This window comes from Pseudomonas sp. FSL W7-0098, from assembly GCF_005930585.1.
GTDB classification, from domain to species: Bacteria; Pseudomonadota; Gammaproteobacteria; order Pseudomonadales; family Pseudomonadaceae; genus Aquipseudomonas; species Aquipseudomonas bubulae.
Genome location: NZ_RXHW01000009.1, coordinates 1 through 13,791, shown reverse-complemented (window position 1 = coordinate 13,791; position 13,791 = coordinate 1). Strand labels below are relative to the sequence as shown.

Annotated in this window: 16 protein-coding genes and 1 pseudogene; 5 read left to right on the top strand and 12 right to left on the bottom strand. The window is 59.7% G+C overall.

The genetic code is table 11. The features are described 5' to 3' along the window. Nucleotides 1–146 precede the first annotated feature (146 nt). The 3 genes from FHL07_RS16970 (at nt 147) to FHL07_RS16960 (ending at nt 2,705) form a co-directional block, all read left to right on the top strand. Nucleotides 147–944, top strand: coding sequence for a transporter substrate-binding domain-containing protein (locus FHL07_RS16970; protein WP_016783160.1), 798 nt, complete (start codon nt 147–149; stop codon nt 942–944). A gap of 74 nt (nt 945–1,018) precedes the next feature. After that, complete coding sequence (locus FHL07_RS16965) at nt 1,019–1,978, top strand: amino acid ABC transporter permease (RefSeq protein ID WP_370688616.1); 960 nt, start codon at nt 1,019–1,021, stop codon at nt 1,976–1,978. Continuing rightward, nucleotides 1,971–2,705, top strand: coding sequence for an amino acid ABC transporter ATP-binding protein (locus FHL07_RS16960; RefSeq protein ID WP_095000826.1), 735 nt, complete (start codon nt 1,971–1,973; stop codon nt 2,703–2,705). The genes FHL07_RS16965 and FHL07_RS16960 overlap by 8 nt, the downstream gene beginning before the upstream one ends. A 61-nt stretch (nt 2,706–2,766) precedes the next feature. Here the strand turns inward: FHL07_RS16960 and FHL07_RS16955 are convergent, their stop codons facing one another. The 12 genes and pseudogenes from FHL07_RS16955 to ubiE all read right to left on the bottom strand — a co-directional run bounded on the left by FHL07_RS16955 (nt 2,767) and on the right by ubiE (nt 12,567). Next, on the bottom strand, nt 2,767–4,335 hold the full coding sequence (locus FHL07_RS16955; RefSeq protein ID WP_095000827.1) for a methyl-accepting chemotaxis protein: 1,569 nt from the start codon (nt 4,333–4,335) through the stop codon (nt 2,767–2,769). 96 nt (nt 4,336–4,431) lie between these two features. Continuing rightward, nucleotides 4,432–5,145, bottom strand: coding sequence for a methyl-accepting chemotaxis protein (locus tag FHL07_RS24055; RefSeq protein ID WP_370688615.1), 714 nt, complete (start codon nt 5,143–5,145; stop codon nt 4,432–4,434). A gap of 141 nt (nt 5,146–5,286) precedes the next feature. Further along, a pseudogene (locus FHL07_RS24050) lies at nt 5,287–6,348 on the bottom strand (methyl-accepting chemotaxis protein); the annotation flags it as partial. Between the two features lie 179 nt (nt 6,349–6,527). Continuing rightward, the gene (locus tag FHL07_RS16945) at nt 6,528–7,238 is read right to left on the bottom strand and encodes a 16S rRNA (uracil(1498)-N(3))-methyltransferase (RefSeq protein WP_095000829.1); all 711 of its coding nucleotides are present in this window, start codon (nt 7,236–7,238) and stop codon (nt 6,528–6,530) included. Continuing rightward, the gene (gene tatC / locus FHL07_RS16940) at nt 7,235–8,032 is read right to left on the bottom strand and encodes a twin-arginine translocase subunit TatC (RefSeq protein WP_095000830.1); all 798 of its coding nucleotides are present in this window, start codon (nt 8,030–8,032) and stop codon (nt 7,235–7,237) included. Before tatC ends, FHL07_RS16945 begins: the two co-directional genes overlap by 4 nt. Before the next feature lie 4 nt (nt 8,033–8,036). Next, the gene (gene tatB, locus FHL07_RS16935) at nt 8,037–8,453 is read right to left on the bottom strand and encodes a Sec-independent protein translocase protein TatB (protein ID WP_095000831.1); all 417 of its coding nucleotides are present in this window, start codon (nt 8,451–8,453) and stop codon (nt 8,037–8,039) included. 10 nt (nt 8,454–8,463) lie between these two features. Beyond that, nucleotides 8,464–8,742, bottom strand: a complete 279-nt coding sequence (locus FHL07_RS16930; protein WP_019825245.1) for a twin-arginine translocase TatA/TatE family subunit — start codon at nt 8,740–8,742, stop codon at nt 8,464–8,466. A gap of 24 nt (nt 8,743–8,766) precedes the next feature. After that, on the bottom strand, nt 8,767–9,099 hold the full coding sequence (locus FHL07_RS16925; RefSeq protein ID WP_095000832.1) for a phosphoribosyl-ATP diphosphatase: 333 nt from the start codon (nt 9,097–9,099) through the stop codon (nt 8,767–8,769). After that, nucleotides 9,092–9,493, bottom strand: a complete 402-nt coding sequence (gene hisI / locus FHL07_RS16920) for a phosphoribosyl-AMP cyclohydrolase (protein WP_095000833.1) — start codon at nt 9,491–9,493, stop codon at nt 9,092–9,094. The genes FHL07_RS16925 and hisI overlap by 8 nt, the downstream gene beginning before the upstream one ends. 79 nt (nt 9,494–9,572) lie before the next feature. Beyond that, complete coding sequence (ubiB, locus tag FHL07_RS16915) at nt 9,573–11,177, bottom strand: ubiquinone biosynthesis regulatory protein kinase UbiB (RefSeq protein ID WP_095000834.1); 1,605 nt, start codon at nt 11,175–11,177, stop codon at nt 9,573–9,575. After that, nucleotides 11,174–11,797, bottom strand: a complete 624-nt coding sequence (locus FHL07_RS16910) for a ubiquinone biosynthesis accessory factor UbiJ (RefSeq protein WP_095000835.1) — start codon at nt 11,795–11,797, stop codon at nt 11,174–11,176. Before FHL07_RS16910 ends, ubiB begins: the two co-directional genes overlap by 4 nt. Next, nucleotides 11,797–12,567: a bifunctional demethylmenaquinone methyltransferase/2-methoxy-6-polyprenyl-1,4-benzoquinol methylase UbiE gene (gene ubiE / locus FHL07_RS16905; RefSeq protein ID WP_095000836.1), complete on the bottom strand. Its 771-nt coding sequence runs from the start codon at nt 12,565–12,567 to the stop codon at nt 11,797–11,799. The genes FHL07_RS16910 and ubiE overlap by 1 nt, the downstream gene beginning before the upstream one ends. A gap of 106 nt (nt 12,568–12,673) precedes the next feature. On the opposite strand from ubiE, the gene FHL07_RS16900 reads away from it, so the two are divergent. Both FHL07_RS16900 and FHL07_RS16895 read left to right on the top strand, forming a co-directional pair. After that, nucleotides 12,674–12,949 carry a polyhydroxyalkanoic acid system family protein gene (locus FHL07_RS16900; RefSeq protein WP_095000837.1) on the top strand — a complete coding sequence of 92 codons (276 nt, stop codon included), beginning with the start codon at nt 12,674–12,676 and terminating at the stop codon, nt 12,947–12,949. Nucleotides 12,950–13,093: 144 nt separating this feature from the next. Beyond that, on the top strand, nt 13,094–13,762 hold the full coding sequence (locus FHL07_RS16895; protein WP_095000838.1) for a phasin family protein: 669 nt from the start codon (nt 13,094–13,096) through the stop codon (nt 13,760–13,762). Nucleotides 13,763–13,791 lie beyond the last annotated feature (29 nt).

The following is a 13,791-nucleotide window of genomic DNA, read 5'->3' as shown; positions in this document are numbered from 1 at the left end:
GGCCTTTTCTGTTTCAAAACTCGTCTCACAACCCTCAGTGAGTTAGCATCCGTTTTCGAATGGGTGAGCGCCCGGCTTTATTGGCTTTTTGCTTCAAGCCAGCCGCAGGCCAACACCTTAATTGAGTAGGTGAGGGGGAGTTGATGATGAAGAAGTTTGTCTCGAAACTGCTGTGCGGTGTCACTGCACTGCTGGCGATCAGCGCAGCCCATGCAGGCGCAATTGATGATGCGGTCAAGCGTGGCACCTTAAAGGTGGGCATGGACCCTACCTACATGCCCTTTGAAATGACCAACAAGCGTGGCCAGATCATTGGCTTCGAAGTTGACCTGCTCAAAGCGATGGCCAAGTCCATGGGTGTCAAGCTGGAGCTGGTGTCTACCGGTTACGACGGCATCATCCCGGCCCTGATGACCAACAAGTTCGACATGATCGGCAGCGGCATGACCCTGACCCAGGAACGCAACTTGCGCCTGAACTTCAGCGAACCCTTCATTGTTGTGGGCCAAACCCTGCTGGTACGCAAGGAACTGGCTGACAAGATCAAGTCCTACAAAGATCTCAACGACCCGCAATACCGCCTGACCTCGAAAATCGGCACCACCGGCGAAATGATCGCCCGCAAGCTGATGTCCAAAGCCCAGTACCACGGCTACGACAACGAGCCTGAAGGTGTGCTGGACGTGGTTAACGGTAAGGCTGATGCCTTTGTATACGACGCGCCTTACAACGTTGTAGCCGTCAACAAGTTCGGTAACGGCAAACTGGTGTTCCTTGACCAGCCATTCACCTACGAGCCACTGGCCTTCGGTCTGAAGAAGGGTGACTACGACAGCATCAACTTCATCAACAACTTCCTGCACCAGATCCACGAAGACGGCACTTACGATCGCATCCATGACAAGTGGTTCAAAGACACCGCCTGGCTCAAGGACATGGAATAAGGCTGATTGAATCATCGCGGGCTTGCCCGCGATGACGGCCTCCCTAGCGATACAAGACGTGGAACCTGAAAGTGATCAAACAAAAAAAAGCCCAGTGGCCCTGGCACGTATTGACCGTGCTGGTGCTCATCGGCCTGGCGGGGGCTTTGTATTACGCCACCTCGCTGATGTCTTACGAATGGCGCTGGAACCGCGTCCCCCAGTATTTCGCTTATCAGGCCGAAGAAGCCCAGCGGGCTGCTGAGCACTCGACCATCATCGAACTGGTACGCAAGGGCGACACTGCCGAAGTGCTGCTGCGCGGTGATGATGGCAATGAACAACGGGTGAGCGTTGCCGGCAATAGCCTGCAACTGGCCGAAGGTGACGAAGTCGACGAAGGCGATGTGATCGGCGTCAACCGCCACTGGGCTGCGGGGCCGCTGCTGTGGGGCCTGTGGACGACCGTCTGGCTGTCGCTGGTGTCTGGCGTACTGGGCTTGATTATCGGGCTGGTTACGGGCCTGTGCCGGCTATCGAACAACCCGACCCTGCGCGACCTCTCGACACTGTACGTCGAACTGGTCCGTGGCACGCCGTTGCTGGTGCAGATTTTTATCTTCTACTTCTTTATCGGCACCGTACTCAACCTGTCCCGCGAATTTGCCGGTATTGCCGCGCTGTCGCTGTTCACCGGTGCGTATGTGGCTGAAATCATCCGCTCGGGCGTGCAGTCCATTGCTCGCGGGCAAAACGAAGCGGCCCGCTCGCTGGGCCTCAACGGCAGCCAGTCGATGCGCTATGTGGTGTTGCCGCAGGCGTTCAAGCGGGTGCTGCCGCCATTGGCCGGGCAATTTATCAGCCTGGTCAAGGACACTTCGCTGGTGTCGGTGATTGCCATTACCGAACTGCTCAAAAGCGGTCGGGAAGTCATCACTACCTCGTTTTCGCCGTTCGAAATCCTGTTCTGCGTAGCGGGCCTGTACCTGTTGATCAACCTGCCGCTGTCGCATTTCGCCAGCCGGCTTGAGCGGAGGCTCGCGCAAAGTGATTGAAGTTCGCGAACTGGTAAAAGTCTTCGACACCCGCGGCCATATCGTGCGCGCCGTGGACAACGTCAGCACCACCGTCGCCCAGGGCGAAGTGCTGGTGGTGATTGGCCCGTCGGGTTCCGGCAAGTCGACTTTCCTGCGCTGCCTCAACGGCCTGGAAGACTTCGACTCGGGATCCGTCAGCATCGACGGCCTGGATCTGGCCAACCCCAAGACCGACGTGAACGCCTACCGGCGTGAAGTCGGCATGGTGTTCCAGCATTTCAACCTGTTTCCGCATATGACCGTGCTGGAAAACCTGTGCTTGGCGCAGAAGGTTGTGCGCAAGCGCGGCAAGACCGAGCGCGAAGCCAAGGCCCGGGCATTGCTGGACAAGGTCGGGATCGGGCAAAAAGCCAATGAGTACCCGTCACGTCTCTCGGGTGGCCAGCAACAGCGTGTGGCAATTGCCCGTGCGCTGGCGATGGAACCCAAGGTGATGTTGTTTGACGAGCCGACTTCGGCGCTCGACCCGGAGATGGTCGGCGAAGTGCTGGACGTGATGAAGACCCTGGCCCGCGAAGGCATGACCATGGTCTGCGTGACCCACGAAATGGGCTTTGCCCGTGAAGTGGCGAACCGCGTGCTGTTCTTCGACCACGGCAAGTTACTGGAAGATTCCGCCCCGGAAGATTTCTTCACCTCGCCCAAAGACCTGCGCGCCCAGGCGTTTTTGCGTCAGGTGCTTTAAGAGCAGGGCCTGCCTGCTTTTGTGGGAGCGGGCTTGCCCGCTCCCACAGGGGCAGAGGTTTCTAAACCTTGAACCGCCCCACCAATGTCTGCAAATGCGTACCCAGGCGCGCCAGTTCAACGCTGGAGGCTGCTGTCTCTTCGCTGGCGGCGGCGGTTTGCTCAGACACATCACGCACATTCAATACACTGCGGTTGATTTCCTCCGCCACCGCGCTCTGCTGCTCGGCGGCTGCGGCAATCTGCTGGTTCATGCCCTGAATCGTAGACACCGTGCGGGTAATATTGCCCAGTGATTCGCCTGCTCGACGGGTCAGCTCAACGCTGTTGTCAGTCAGGGCGCGGCTGCTGTCCATGCTGCTGGAGACCTGCTGGGTGCCGCTTTGCAGCCCGGCAATCAGCTCTTCGATCTCCTCCGTGGATTTTTGCGTGCGCTGCGCCAGGCTGCGTACCTCATCGGCCACCACGGCAAAGCCGCGACCGGCTTCACCCGCCCGTGCCGCTTCAATCGCCGCGTTGAGCGCCAGCAGGTTGGTTTGCTGAGCCACGGACTTGATCACGTCAAGCACACTGCCGATCTTGTCGCTCTCGCGCTTGAGATGGCCCATGGCGTCGGTGGAATGGCCGACTTCGATGGCCAGCTTCTCGATCTGGGCCAGGGCCTGCGCGACCACTGTGTCGCCTTCACGCGCCTGCTGGTCGGCCGCGAGCGCAGCCTCGGAAGCTTCTTCGGCATTACGCGCCACTTCCTGCACGGTTGCCGCCATTTCGTGCATGGCGGTAGCGACCTGATCGGTCTCGACCTTCTGGTTGTTGACCCCGGCGCTGGTTTGCTCGGTGACCGCCGAGAGTTCTTCGGCGGCACTGGCGATTTGCGTTATGCCGTCGCTGATACCGCCAATCAATTCCCGCAGGCCGGCAGTCATGCGCTGTATGGCTTGCTGTAGCTGGCCCAGCTCGTCGCGGCGGTCGGTCGGGTGGTCGTGGGTCAGGTCGCCTGCTGCAATGCGCTCAACGGTTTTGAGGGTGCGTTGCAGCGGTATGACTATCTGGCGGGTAATAACCCAGGCAGCAATGATGCCCAGTACCAGTGCCAGCAGTGTGCAGCCGATCAGCAGGTTGGTAGCCTGGCGGCTTTCGTTGTTGCGTTTGGTGGCCTGCAGGGTCGAGAGCTTCTGGCTTTGCTCGATCAGGACATTGCCCTGCTGGTGCATGCGTTCAACGGCTTGATCACTGGCCTGCGTACCCTGGATCAGGTCGGCGAAGGCACGTTTGTACTCCGCCACGGCGTTGAGCTGCTGCTCAACCAGGGCCAGGTCGTCGGGAGAGGTCAGTTGTTTGCGCGACAACGCCAGTGCGTTGTCCAGTTCGCTCAGTTGGTTGGTAACGCCGGCAAGTGCGCTTTCCCCGGGCTGGCGTTCATATTCGAGGCGGGCAATACGCAGGTCTTTGGTCAGGCTGATGATTTTCGAAATGTTGGCCAGCTTGTCGCCCCGGTCGATCACCGAGACCAGGCCGTTCCAGCCCGTGCCGGCAATCAGCAGGGTCAGCACCAGCACCAGGCCGAAGCCCAGGCAGAGTTTGCGGTTGACGCTGATATTGCCCAGCAGTTGGGCCAGCTGACGGTACATGGTGATACTCCTTGGAGGGGTATCAGGTCATCGGCGTCGTGGCCCGGAACTGAAGGACAGTTGCCGTTAGTGTGACGAAAGTCGCACCGCTCCTGGTCAGACCTTGAAACGGGCCACCAGGGTTTGCAGCTGTGTGCCTAGCCGTGCGAGTTCAATGCTGGAGGCGGCGGTCTGCTTGCTGGCGGTGGCAGTTTGCTCTGACACGTCGCGCACATTCACCACACTGCGGTTGATCTCTTCGGCCACCGCGCTTTGTTGCTCGGCCGCGGCCGCAATCTGCTGATTCATACCTTGAATGGTCGATACCGTACGGGTAATGGTGCTCAAAGAGTCACCCGCCCGCCGGGTCAACTCGACACTGCTGTCCGTCAGCAACCGGCTGCTGTCCATGCTGCTGGATACTTGTTGCGTACCGGTTTGCAGGCCCGTGATCAGCACTTCAATCTCTTCCGTGGACTTCTGCGTGCGCTGCGCCAGGCTGCGTACCTCGTCGGCCACCACGGCAAAACCACGACCTGCCTCTCCGGCACGGGCGGCTTCAATTGCGGCGTTGAGGGCCAGCAAGTTGGTTTGTTGCGAAACAGCCTTGATGACATCCAGTACGCTACCGATCTTGTCACTTTCGTGCTTCAGATGTGCCATTGCATCAGTGGATAGCTGCACTTCCGCCACCAGGCGGCCAATCTGCTCAATGGCCTGGGCCACCACGGTGTCACCCTCCTGAGCTTGCAGGTCGGCGGTGATCGCGGCTTTGGACGCTTCCTGGGCATTGCGCGCGACTTCATGCACGGTGGCGGCCATTTCATTCATGGCAGTGGCGACCTGATCGGTTTCGATGCGCTGGCTGTTGACCCCTGCGCTGGTTTGCCCGGTAACGGCAGACAGCTGCTCCGCTGCGCTGGCAATTTGGCTAACGCCTTCGCCGATCCCGCAGATCAGTTCGTGCAAGCCCCCGCGCATGACTTCAATGGCCTGCTGCAGCTGGCCGGGTTCGTCACGGCGGGTTGTCGGGCGGCTCTGGCTGAGGTCACCGGCTGCCACGGCCCGGACAATATTGAGCGTGTCGCGCAAGGGCGTAACGATCTGCCAGGTGATGATCCAGGCCGCGATAATGCCCAGCACCAGTGCCAATGATGCGCAGACCAGCAGCGCGGTTTTGGCGTGTCGGGTATCGATATCCCGTTGGTCAAGTTGTGACAGGGACAGTTTGTTGCTCAGGTCGACCAGTGCATCGCCCAGTACTTGCAGTTGTGATAATTGCTTGTCGCTATTCACTTGGGAATCGCGAAAGTCGATAAAGGCAGCGCGGTAGTTCTTCAGTGAAGCGATGGCCTGCTCGAATTGAGGGGCATAGGTAGCGGGCAGTCGCTTACTGAGGCTGGCCAGTTCTGCCAGCGCTTGATCGATGGCTTCCACGGCAGGCACCGCGGCATCGATGTCGCCGGTGTGGGTGTAGCCGCGCACCTCGAAGCGGGCCTGCAACAGCGACCGGTTGACCTGGTTGACGCTGTTGAACTCGGCCAGGTTTTCACTCTGGAGCACGTCCTTTTCGATCCCGGCAATCTGGCTGAGGGCGGCGACGGATGTTGCACCGAGCTTGGCCCTGCTGACTTCGCGTGCCCGGGTCGCCTCATCGATAGTGGCGAAGATGCTCTTGTACTGCTCGACGGCCCTGATTTCGTCCTTGCTCATGCTCAGGTCATTGGCCTGGACCATCAGCTTGTTGGCGGCGACCAGCTGGTTACCGATCTTGTTGAGCAGGTCATTGACCTCGCCCGGGCCGTTTTCACCGTTGTTCTTGTCGTAGGTGACGCGGGCAATGCGCAAATCCTTGATCAGGGCGATGACCTGGGAAATATTGGCCAGCTTGTCGCCCCGCTCAATCACGCTGGTCAGCCCCTTCCAGCCGGTGATGGTGATGAGCAGGGTCAGCAGCAACACAAGGCCGAAGCCCAGGCCGAGCTTACGATTGACACTGATATTGCCTAGTGTGGCAGTCAACCAATGGTTCATGGACGAGTTCCTTTTTTTGATCGATTGGCATCGATAACAGCCGTCCATGGCTTCTTGAGTGATATTGAAGTGCTACTGCATCGGCTCGAGCGAGCAAATCTTAAGGAGGAAAAGAGGCTACACAAATGTCAGGGGCTGCTGCGGGGCTGGAATGCGCCCGCAGCGCCCTGCAGAGCGGTCTAGAACAGGCGGGCGAGCAGCGCCGTGACGGCGGTTTCGACCCGCAGGATGCGTGCGCCCAGTTGCACTGGCTGCAAGCCCGCCTTGGCCAGCAAGTCGATCTCGTAGGGGATCCAGCCACCCTCAGGACCGATGGCCAGGGTTACGGCCTCATCCAGCCCGCGCGGGCAGGCCGGGTAATCCCCCGGGTGGCCCACCAGGCCCAGGGTGCCTTCCACCAGCGCCGGCAGGCGGTCTTCGACAAACGGCTTGAAGCGTTTTTCGATGATGACCTCGGGCAACACGCTGTCACGGGACTGCTCCAGCCCCAGGATCAACTGTTCGCGGATGGCTTCGGGCTCCAGAAACGGTGTCTGCCAGAAGCTTTTTTCAACCCGGTAGCTGTTGACCAGAATGATCTTGGGCACACCCATCGAGGCTACGGTTTGCAGCACCCGGCGCAGCATTTTCGGGCGCGGCAGCGCCAGCAGCAGGGTCAGTGGCAGTTTGGCGGGTGGCGGCAGGTCCAGGCTGTGGATAACCAGCTCAGCCTCTTTGGCCTCCAGACGCACCAGTTCGGCGCTGCCCATCAGCCCGCCAATGCGCCCCACGCGCAGGCTGTCGCCCACTGCAGCACGGTGAACTTCCTGCATATGCGTCAGGCGCCGGTCACGCAGGATCACGCGGTCGGCGGCAATGAAATCAGCCTCTTCGAGGAGCAGCAGGTTCACGCTTGTGGTGCTGGCGGTTGGGCGTCGTTATCGGCCGGTTGCTCGTCTGCGTCATCGCCACGCTTGTTTTTGCTGACCAGGCTGCCAAACAGGATGCCGATTTCAAACAGCATCCACATCGGGATCGCCAGCAAGGTTTGCGAGAAAATGTCGGGCGGGGTCAGGATCATGCCGACCACGAAGCAGCCGATAATCACGTAGGGGCGGATCTTGCGCAGGTATTGCACATCGACGATGCCGATCCACACCAGCAGCACTACGGCTACGGGGATTTCAAAGGCCACGCCAAAAGCAAAGAACAGGGTCATGACGAAATCAAGGTAGCTGCTGATATCGGTCATCATCGCAACCCCTTCCGGGGTGGCAGCGGCGAAGAACTTGAACACCAGCGGGAATACCAGGAAGTAGGCAAAGGCCATGCCGGCGTAAAACAGGAAAATGCTCGACACCAGCAGGGGCACGGCGATGCGTTTTTCATGCTTGTACAGGCCCGGTGCAATAAACCCCCAGATCTGATGCAGGATCACCGGAATGGCGATAAACAGCGAGACCATCATGGTCAGCTTGAGCGGGGTCAGGAACGGCGAGGCCACGTCGGTGGCGATCATCGTTGCACCCACCGGCAGGTATTCACGCAGCGGCGTGGAGACCAGGGTGTAGATCTGCTGGGTAAAGGCAAACAGCCCGGCAAAAATGATGAAAATCGCCGCGATGCAGCGCAACAGGCGGGTACGCAACTCGGTCAGGTGCGAAACCAGCGGCATTGGCTGGTCGTGTTCAGGCTTATCGCTCATGCGCTTAAGGGGCTCGCGGTGGCAGGGTGGGGTCATGTGGCGCTGCCGGTTGCGGCGCAGGGGCGGACGCGGTTTTGCTCAGGGTCACGGGCGCAGCGCTCGCAGACTCTGGGTGTGCGACGGGAGCGGTACTGACAGGTGGCTCGGTGGGCGTTAACGGCTTCACAGCGTCCTGCAGCGGAGCCAGAATTTTCTTGGCTTCCTCTTCCATCGACAGGATATGTTCGTTGTGCAGCTGCCGACGTATTTCGTCCGCGCCGATTTCCCGTTCAACTTCCTGTTTGATCGCATTAAAGCTGCGTTTCAGGCGCCCGATCCACAGGCCCGCCGTGCGTGCAGCACCCGGCAAGCGCTCGGGGCCGAGCACCAGCAGGGCCACCAGGCCGACGAGCAGCAGTTCACTGAAGCTGATACCGAACATTAGTTTTGGCTCACACGTCTTTGCGGGTCGGCTCTTCGACTTTTTGCGCCTGCACGTCGATGGTGTGCGGCTCGTTCAGGGTCGAAGTGGTGTGCGGCTGCGGCGCGGCGGTTGGCTGCGCAGGTGGAACCACGGGCTCGGCAGGCTTTTCGTCGTCGTTCATGGCCTTGCGAAAGCCCTTGATCGATTCGCCGACATCCGTGCCCAGGTTTTTCAGTTTTTTGGTGCCGAAGACAAGGACTACGACTACCAGAATGACGATCCAGTGTTTCCAGTCAAAAATGCCCATGATCTGTTCCTTTGCAAATAAGGGTTAGGTGGACGGCCGCGAGGCTTTTTCCACATGGCCGGAGGTGCCGATACGACGTTCCAGTTCATCCAGTACGGCCTGAGGATGCTGCCCCAGCTGGGCCAGCATGATCATGCTATGGAACCACAGATCGGCTGTTTCGTAGATGACATCGCTGCAATCACCGCTGATGGCAGCGTCCTTGGCGGCGATGATGGTCTCGATCGACTCTTCGCCGACCTTTTCCAGAATCTTGTTCAGGCCCTTGTGGTACAGACTGGCCACATAGGAGCTGTCCGGGGTTGCGCCTTTGCGCGCTTCGAGCACTTGGGCTACGCGGCTCAGAGTGTCAGTCATGGGAGTGCCCTGCTTGGTAAATGGCGTGCGGATCTTTAAGTACCGGGTCGACGATCTTCCACTCGGCGTTTTCGTACACGCGGTAGAAGCAGCTCTGACGGCCGGTATGGCAGGCGATATCACCGATTTGTTCGACCATCAGGATGATCACGTCGGCGTCGCAGTCCAGGCGCATTTCATGCAGCTTTTGCACATGGCCGGACTCTTCGCCCTTGCGCCACAGCTTGCCACGGGAACGTGACCAGTAGATGGCACGGTTCTCGGTTGCCGTCAGGCTCAGTGCCTCGCGGTTCATCCAGGCCATCATCAGTACGCGCCCGGTTTTGTGGTCCTGGGCAATCGCCGGCACCAGGCCGTCGTTGTCCCATTTGATCTCGTCCAGCCAGTCTTTCATGTTCGACTCCGACAACCTGCCTCAGCCCTGTGGCTGAGGCCTGGTGAATTAACAGTTTGCCAGCCTCGACCGGGGCTGGCTATCGGCGCACGATCAGATACAAGCCCACGGCCAGCATTATGCCGGCAGGCCAATAGCCTGCAGTGTGTAGCGGGCCAATACTGGCCAGTAATGCGCCAGCGGCCAGATGCCCGGCACCGATCAGGCGCAGGAACCAGCTGTCACGGGGTTCGCGCACGACCAATTGTTTGTTATGGGCATGGGGCTGCGACATGCGTTCGAGCAAGTCGCGGGTCATGCCGGCCAGATGCGGGATCTGCTCGACCTGGCTGTGCAGGTTGCGCAGCAGGGTCTTGGGGCTGACGCGCTCACGCATCCAGCGCTCAAGGAACGGCTGGGCGGTACTCCACAAATCCAGGTCGGGGTACAGCTGGCGGCCCAGGCCTTCGATATTGAGCAGGGTTTTTTGCAGCAGCACCAACTGTGGCTGAACTTCCATATTGAAGCGTCGCGCAGTTTGGAACAGGCGCATAAGCACCTGGCCAAAGGAAATCTCCTTCAGCGGCTTTTCGAAGATCGGCTCACAGACGGTGCGGATCGCCGCTTCAAACTCGTTGAGCTTGGTGTGCGCCGGTACCCAGCCTGAATCGATGTGCAACTGCGCCACGCGCCGGTAATCGCGCTTGAAAAAGGCGAACAGGTTGCGCGCCAGATAGTCCTGGTCCTCGGGGGTCAGGCTGCCGACAATGCCGCAGTCGATGGCGATGTATTGCGGGGCCCACGGGTTCACGGTGCTGACAAAAATGTTGCCGGGGTGCATGTCGGCATGAAAGAAGCTGTCGCGGAACACCTGGGTGAAGAAAATCTCCACGCCACGTTCGGCCAGCATTTTCATGTCGGTGCGCTGATCGGCCAGGGCCGCAAGGTCGGTGACCTGGATCCCGTAGATGCGCTCCATCACCAACACTTTCGGGCGGCACCAGTCCCAGTAGACTTGCGGCACATACATCAGCGGCGAGCCTTCGAAGTTGCGCTTGAGCTGGCTGGCATTGGCCGCTTCACGCAACAGATCGAGTTCGTCGTAAATGGTTTTTTCGTAGTCACTGACCACATCCACCGGATGCAGCAGGCGGGCGTCTGCGCTCAAACGCTCGGCAGTGCGGGCGAGGATAAACAGCCAGGCCAGGTCGGAGCCGATGATCGGCTTGAGGCCCGGGCGTACAACCTTGACCACCACTTCTTCGCCGGTCTTGAGTTTGGCCGAGTGAACCTGGGCCACCGAGGCCGAGGCCAGTGGTTCGATATCAAAACGGCTGAACACTTCACTGATCCGGGCGCCGAGCTGTTCTTCGATCAGCTTGACTGCCAACTGCGGGTCAAACGGCGGTACGCGGTCTTGCAGCAGCATCAGCTCATCGGCGATATCGGCGGGCAGCAGGTCGCGGCGGGTCGAAAGGATCTGGCCGAACTTGATGAAAATCGGCCCCAGATCCTGCAACGCCAGGCGCAGGGCGGCACCGCGGCTCAGCTCCAGTTTTTTGCGCGGGAACCAGCGCCACGGCAGTGCATAGCGCAGGGACAACATCCACCACGGCAAGGGCAGGGCGAACAGCAGGTCATCGAGCCGGTAGCGAATGACGACGCGCTGGATGCGGAACAAACGGCGTATGGCAAGCAGCTTCATGCGTTATCGCTGGAATTGAGGGATCGGCAAAGGCGCTCGAAGCGCGCCTCAAGGCGATCCAGGTCGAGTTTGAGTTGGTCCAGCTCGTCAAAGCGCGCTTGCGCCTCACGTTCTCCGACCAAAGTGCGGGCTTCTTCGCTCAGGTATTCGGCCAGGTTCTGGTTGATGCTGGCGAAACCTTGTTGATACCAGTTGGCGCGGCTGCGTACATGGCCACCGATCAATGCCGTTGCCACAGGCCCGATCCAGTTCGAAAGTTCATACTCCCAATCCAGTTCCAGGTCTTGCAGCACCGCCGCCAATTCCATCAACACAGCGCTGTCGCCTTCGAGTTCGACTTCAGGGCTGTGCAGGATGGCGCTCTTGTCCTTGCTCAGAGCAAGGCGCAACAGGCTGGAGGCAGGCGCGCGCAGGGTGCAGTCAGGCTCGGCTGCCCATTGGCTCGCCAGCATCAGGCCTTCTTCGCTGGGCAGAATAAACAGGTGCAGCGAAGGGCTGGCGCAATCGACGGCAATCAACTTGCCGGTCAAGGGGCGCAAACGCGCCAGGGCCGTGCTGTCCAGCCGCAATACGCGGTTGACGCCGTGTTCGACGCTGGCGAGAAGGCCGCGCAGCAACATCAGGGCTTGATGCCGCGATGCAGGGCGACGATACCTGAGGTCATGTTGTGATAGGTCACGCGGTCAAAACCGGCCTCGACCATCATCGACTTCAGGGTTTCCTGGTCCGGGTGCATGCGGATCGATTCTGCCAGGTAGCGATAGCTTTCCGGGTCGTTGAGGATCAGCTTGCCCACCATCGGCATGAAAGCGAACGAGTAGGTGTCGTAGACCTTGGACATCAGCGCGTTGGTCGGCTTGGAGAACTCCAGTACCAACAGGCGGCCGCCCGGCTTCAGCACGCGCAGCATGGAGCGCAGGGCGTCTTCCTTGTGGGTCACGTTGCGCAGGCCGAAAGCGATGGTCACGCAATCGAAATAGTTGTCCGGGAACGGCAGCTTTTCAGCGTCGGCCTGAACGAACTCGATATTGCCGGCTACGCCCTTGTCCAGCAGGCGGTCACGGCCGACTTTAAGCATGGACGCGTTGATATCAGCCAGCACGACCTGGCCGGTAGGGCCAACCAGATGGGAGAACTTGCGGGCCAGATCGCCGGTACCGCCAGCGATGTCCAGCACCTTGTTGCCCGGGCGTACGCCGGACAGCTCGATGGTAAAACGCTTCCACAGACGGTGCATGCCGCCTGACAGAACGTCGTTCATCAGGTCATATTTGCCGGCTACAGAGTGGAAAACCTCGGCGACTTTCTCGGCCTTCTGGCTTTCCGGTACGTTTTTGAAGCCGAAGTGAGTGGTGGGTTCGGCATCGCTGCCTTTGCGCTGATCAGTCATATCGCTGTCACCAAAAGAGAATGCTGGCCATTCTAATCCCGGTGGCCGGCTTTGTCTTGGCGAGGGTGAATGTATAGTGGCGGCTTTATTTATCAGGAGCCACGCCATGGCGCGTATCAGCGTTGAACGTACCCACAGTCTGGGCCTTGAGGCCGCACGTGAGAAAGCCCGTCCTTTGGTCGAGAAACTGGCCAGCCAGTATGGCCTGACCCCTACCTGGGCGGGCGACACGGTAAAACTGAAGCGCTCGGGAGTGAATGGCACCCTGCTAATCAGCGACAACAACGTCAAGGTCGATGTGGAACTGGGCCTGTTGATGTCGGCGATGAGCGGCATGATCCAGTCGGAAATCGAACGCTCGCTGGATAAGGCGCTGGCGTAGTCGTGTTGCCGGTCTAATAGCGGCCGTGCCCTTGATACAAGGCGGTTTAACGTCTAAACCTGATGCAGGTGAGCACCTTTGTTCATCTTGATGATTCGACGATCCTGCTCACCGGCGTCGCGACATGACATTGAGGGGAACACGATGGCTGCGAAAAAACCGACTGCTAAAGACAGCAACACCTGGGTAGGCAAGGTGGAAGAGTACTCACGAAAAATCTGGCTGGCTGGTTTGGGTGTGTACTCGAAAATTGATACCGATGGCAGCAAGCTCTTCGATACCCTGGTCAAGGATGGCGAAAAGGCCGAAAAACTGGCCAAGGATGCCGGGCACAAAGTGGCCGAGGGCGTTAAATCGTCGACATCGTCCGCGCGCTCGCGGGTTGAAGATGTCAAGGATCTGGCCCTGGAAAAGTGGGGCGAGTTCGAAGAGGCTTTCGACAAGCGCCTTAATAGCGCCATTACCCGCTTGGGTGTCCCCAGCCGTGATGAGGTCAAGGCGTTGCATGCCAAGGTCGAGACCCTGACCAAGCATATCGAGAAGCTGACTGCGGCGGCTGCCAAAGTTGCGGCCAGCAAGGCGCCGGTTGCGAGCAAGGCGGCACCGGCCAAGGCTGCGGCAAAACCTGCGGTTGCCAAAGCGGCTGCCAAGCCTGCGGCCAAACCTGCAGCCAAGCCCGCTGCTGTTAAAGCTCCTGCGGCCGCGAGCAAGCCAGCAGCCGCCAAACCGGCCGCCAAAAAACCTGCGGCCAAGAAACCAGTAGCGCCTAAAGCGCCAGCGGTTGATGCCAAGGGAACGACTTCCACTTTGTAGCCGCTGACGAGCCGCGCGAGGCTGCGCCC

What these genes read in the sequence shown, in the direction of transcription:
- FHL07_RS16970 (WP_016783160.1), top strand. Translation starts at nt 147, where the DNA reads ATGAAGAAGTTTGTCTCGAAACTGCTGTGCGGTGTCACTGCACTGCTG.
- FHL07_RS16955 (WP_095000827.1), bottom strand. Translation starts at nt 4,335, where the DNA reads ATGTACCGTCAGCTGGCCCAACTGCTGGGCAATATCAGCGTCAACCGC.
- FHL07_RS24055 (WP_370688615.1), bottom strand. Translation starts at nt 5,145, where the DNA reads ATGAATGAAATGGCCGCCACCGTGCATGAAGTCGCGCGCAATGCCCAG.
- tatC (WP_095000830.1), bottom strand. Translation starts at nt 8,032, where the DNA reads ATGAGCGATAAGCCTGAACACGACCAGCCAATGCCGCTGGTTTCGCAC.
- tatB (WP_095000831.1), bottom strand. Translation starts at nt 8,453, where the DNA reads ATGTTCGGTATCAGCTTCAGTGAACTGCTGCTCGTCGGCCTGGTGGCC.
- FHL07_RS16930 (WP_019825245.1), bottom strand. Translation starts at nt 8,742, where the DNA reads ATGGGCATTTTTGACTGGAAACACTGGATCGTCATTCTGGTAGTCGTA.
- FHL07_RS16925 (WP_095000832.1), bottom strand. Translation starts at nt 9,099, where the DNA reads ATGACTGACACTCTGAGCCGCGTAGCCCAAGTGCTCGAAGCGCGCAAA.
- hisI (WP_095000833.1), bottom strand. Translation starts at nt 9,493, where the DNA reads ATGAAAGACTGGCTGGACGAGATCAAATGGGACAACGACGGCCTGGTG.
- ubiB (WP_095000834.1), bottom strand. Translation starts at nt 11,177, where the DNA reads ATGAAGCTGCTTGCCATACGCCGTTTGTTCCGCATCCAGCGCGTCGTC.
- FHL07_RS16910 (WP_095000835.1), bottom strand. Translation starts at nt 11,797, where the DNA reads ATGTTGCTGCGCGGCCTTCTCGCCAGCGTCGAACACGGCGTCAACCGC.
- ubiE (WP_095000836.1), bottom strand. Translation starts at nt 12,567, where the DNA reads ATGACTGATCAGCGCAAAGGCAGCGATGCCGAACCCACCACTCACTTC.
- FHL07_RS16900 (WP_095000837.1), top strand. Translation starts at nt 12,674, where the DNA reads ATGGCGCGTATCAGCGTTGAACGTACCCACAGTCTGGGCCTTGAGGCC.
- FHL07_RS16895 (WP_095000838.1), top strand. Translation starts at nt 13,094, where the DNA reads ATGGCTGCGAAAAAACCGACTGCTAAAGACAGCAACACCTGGGTAGGC.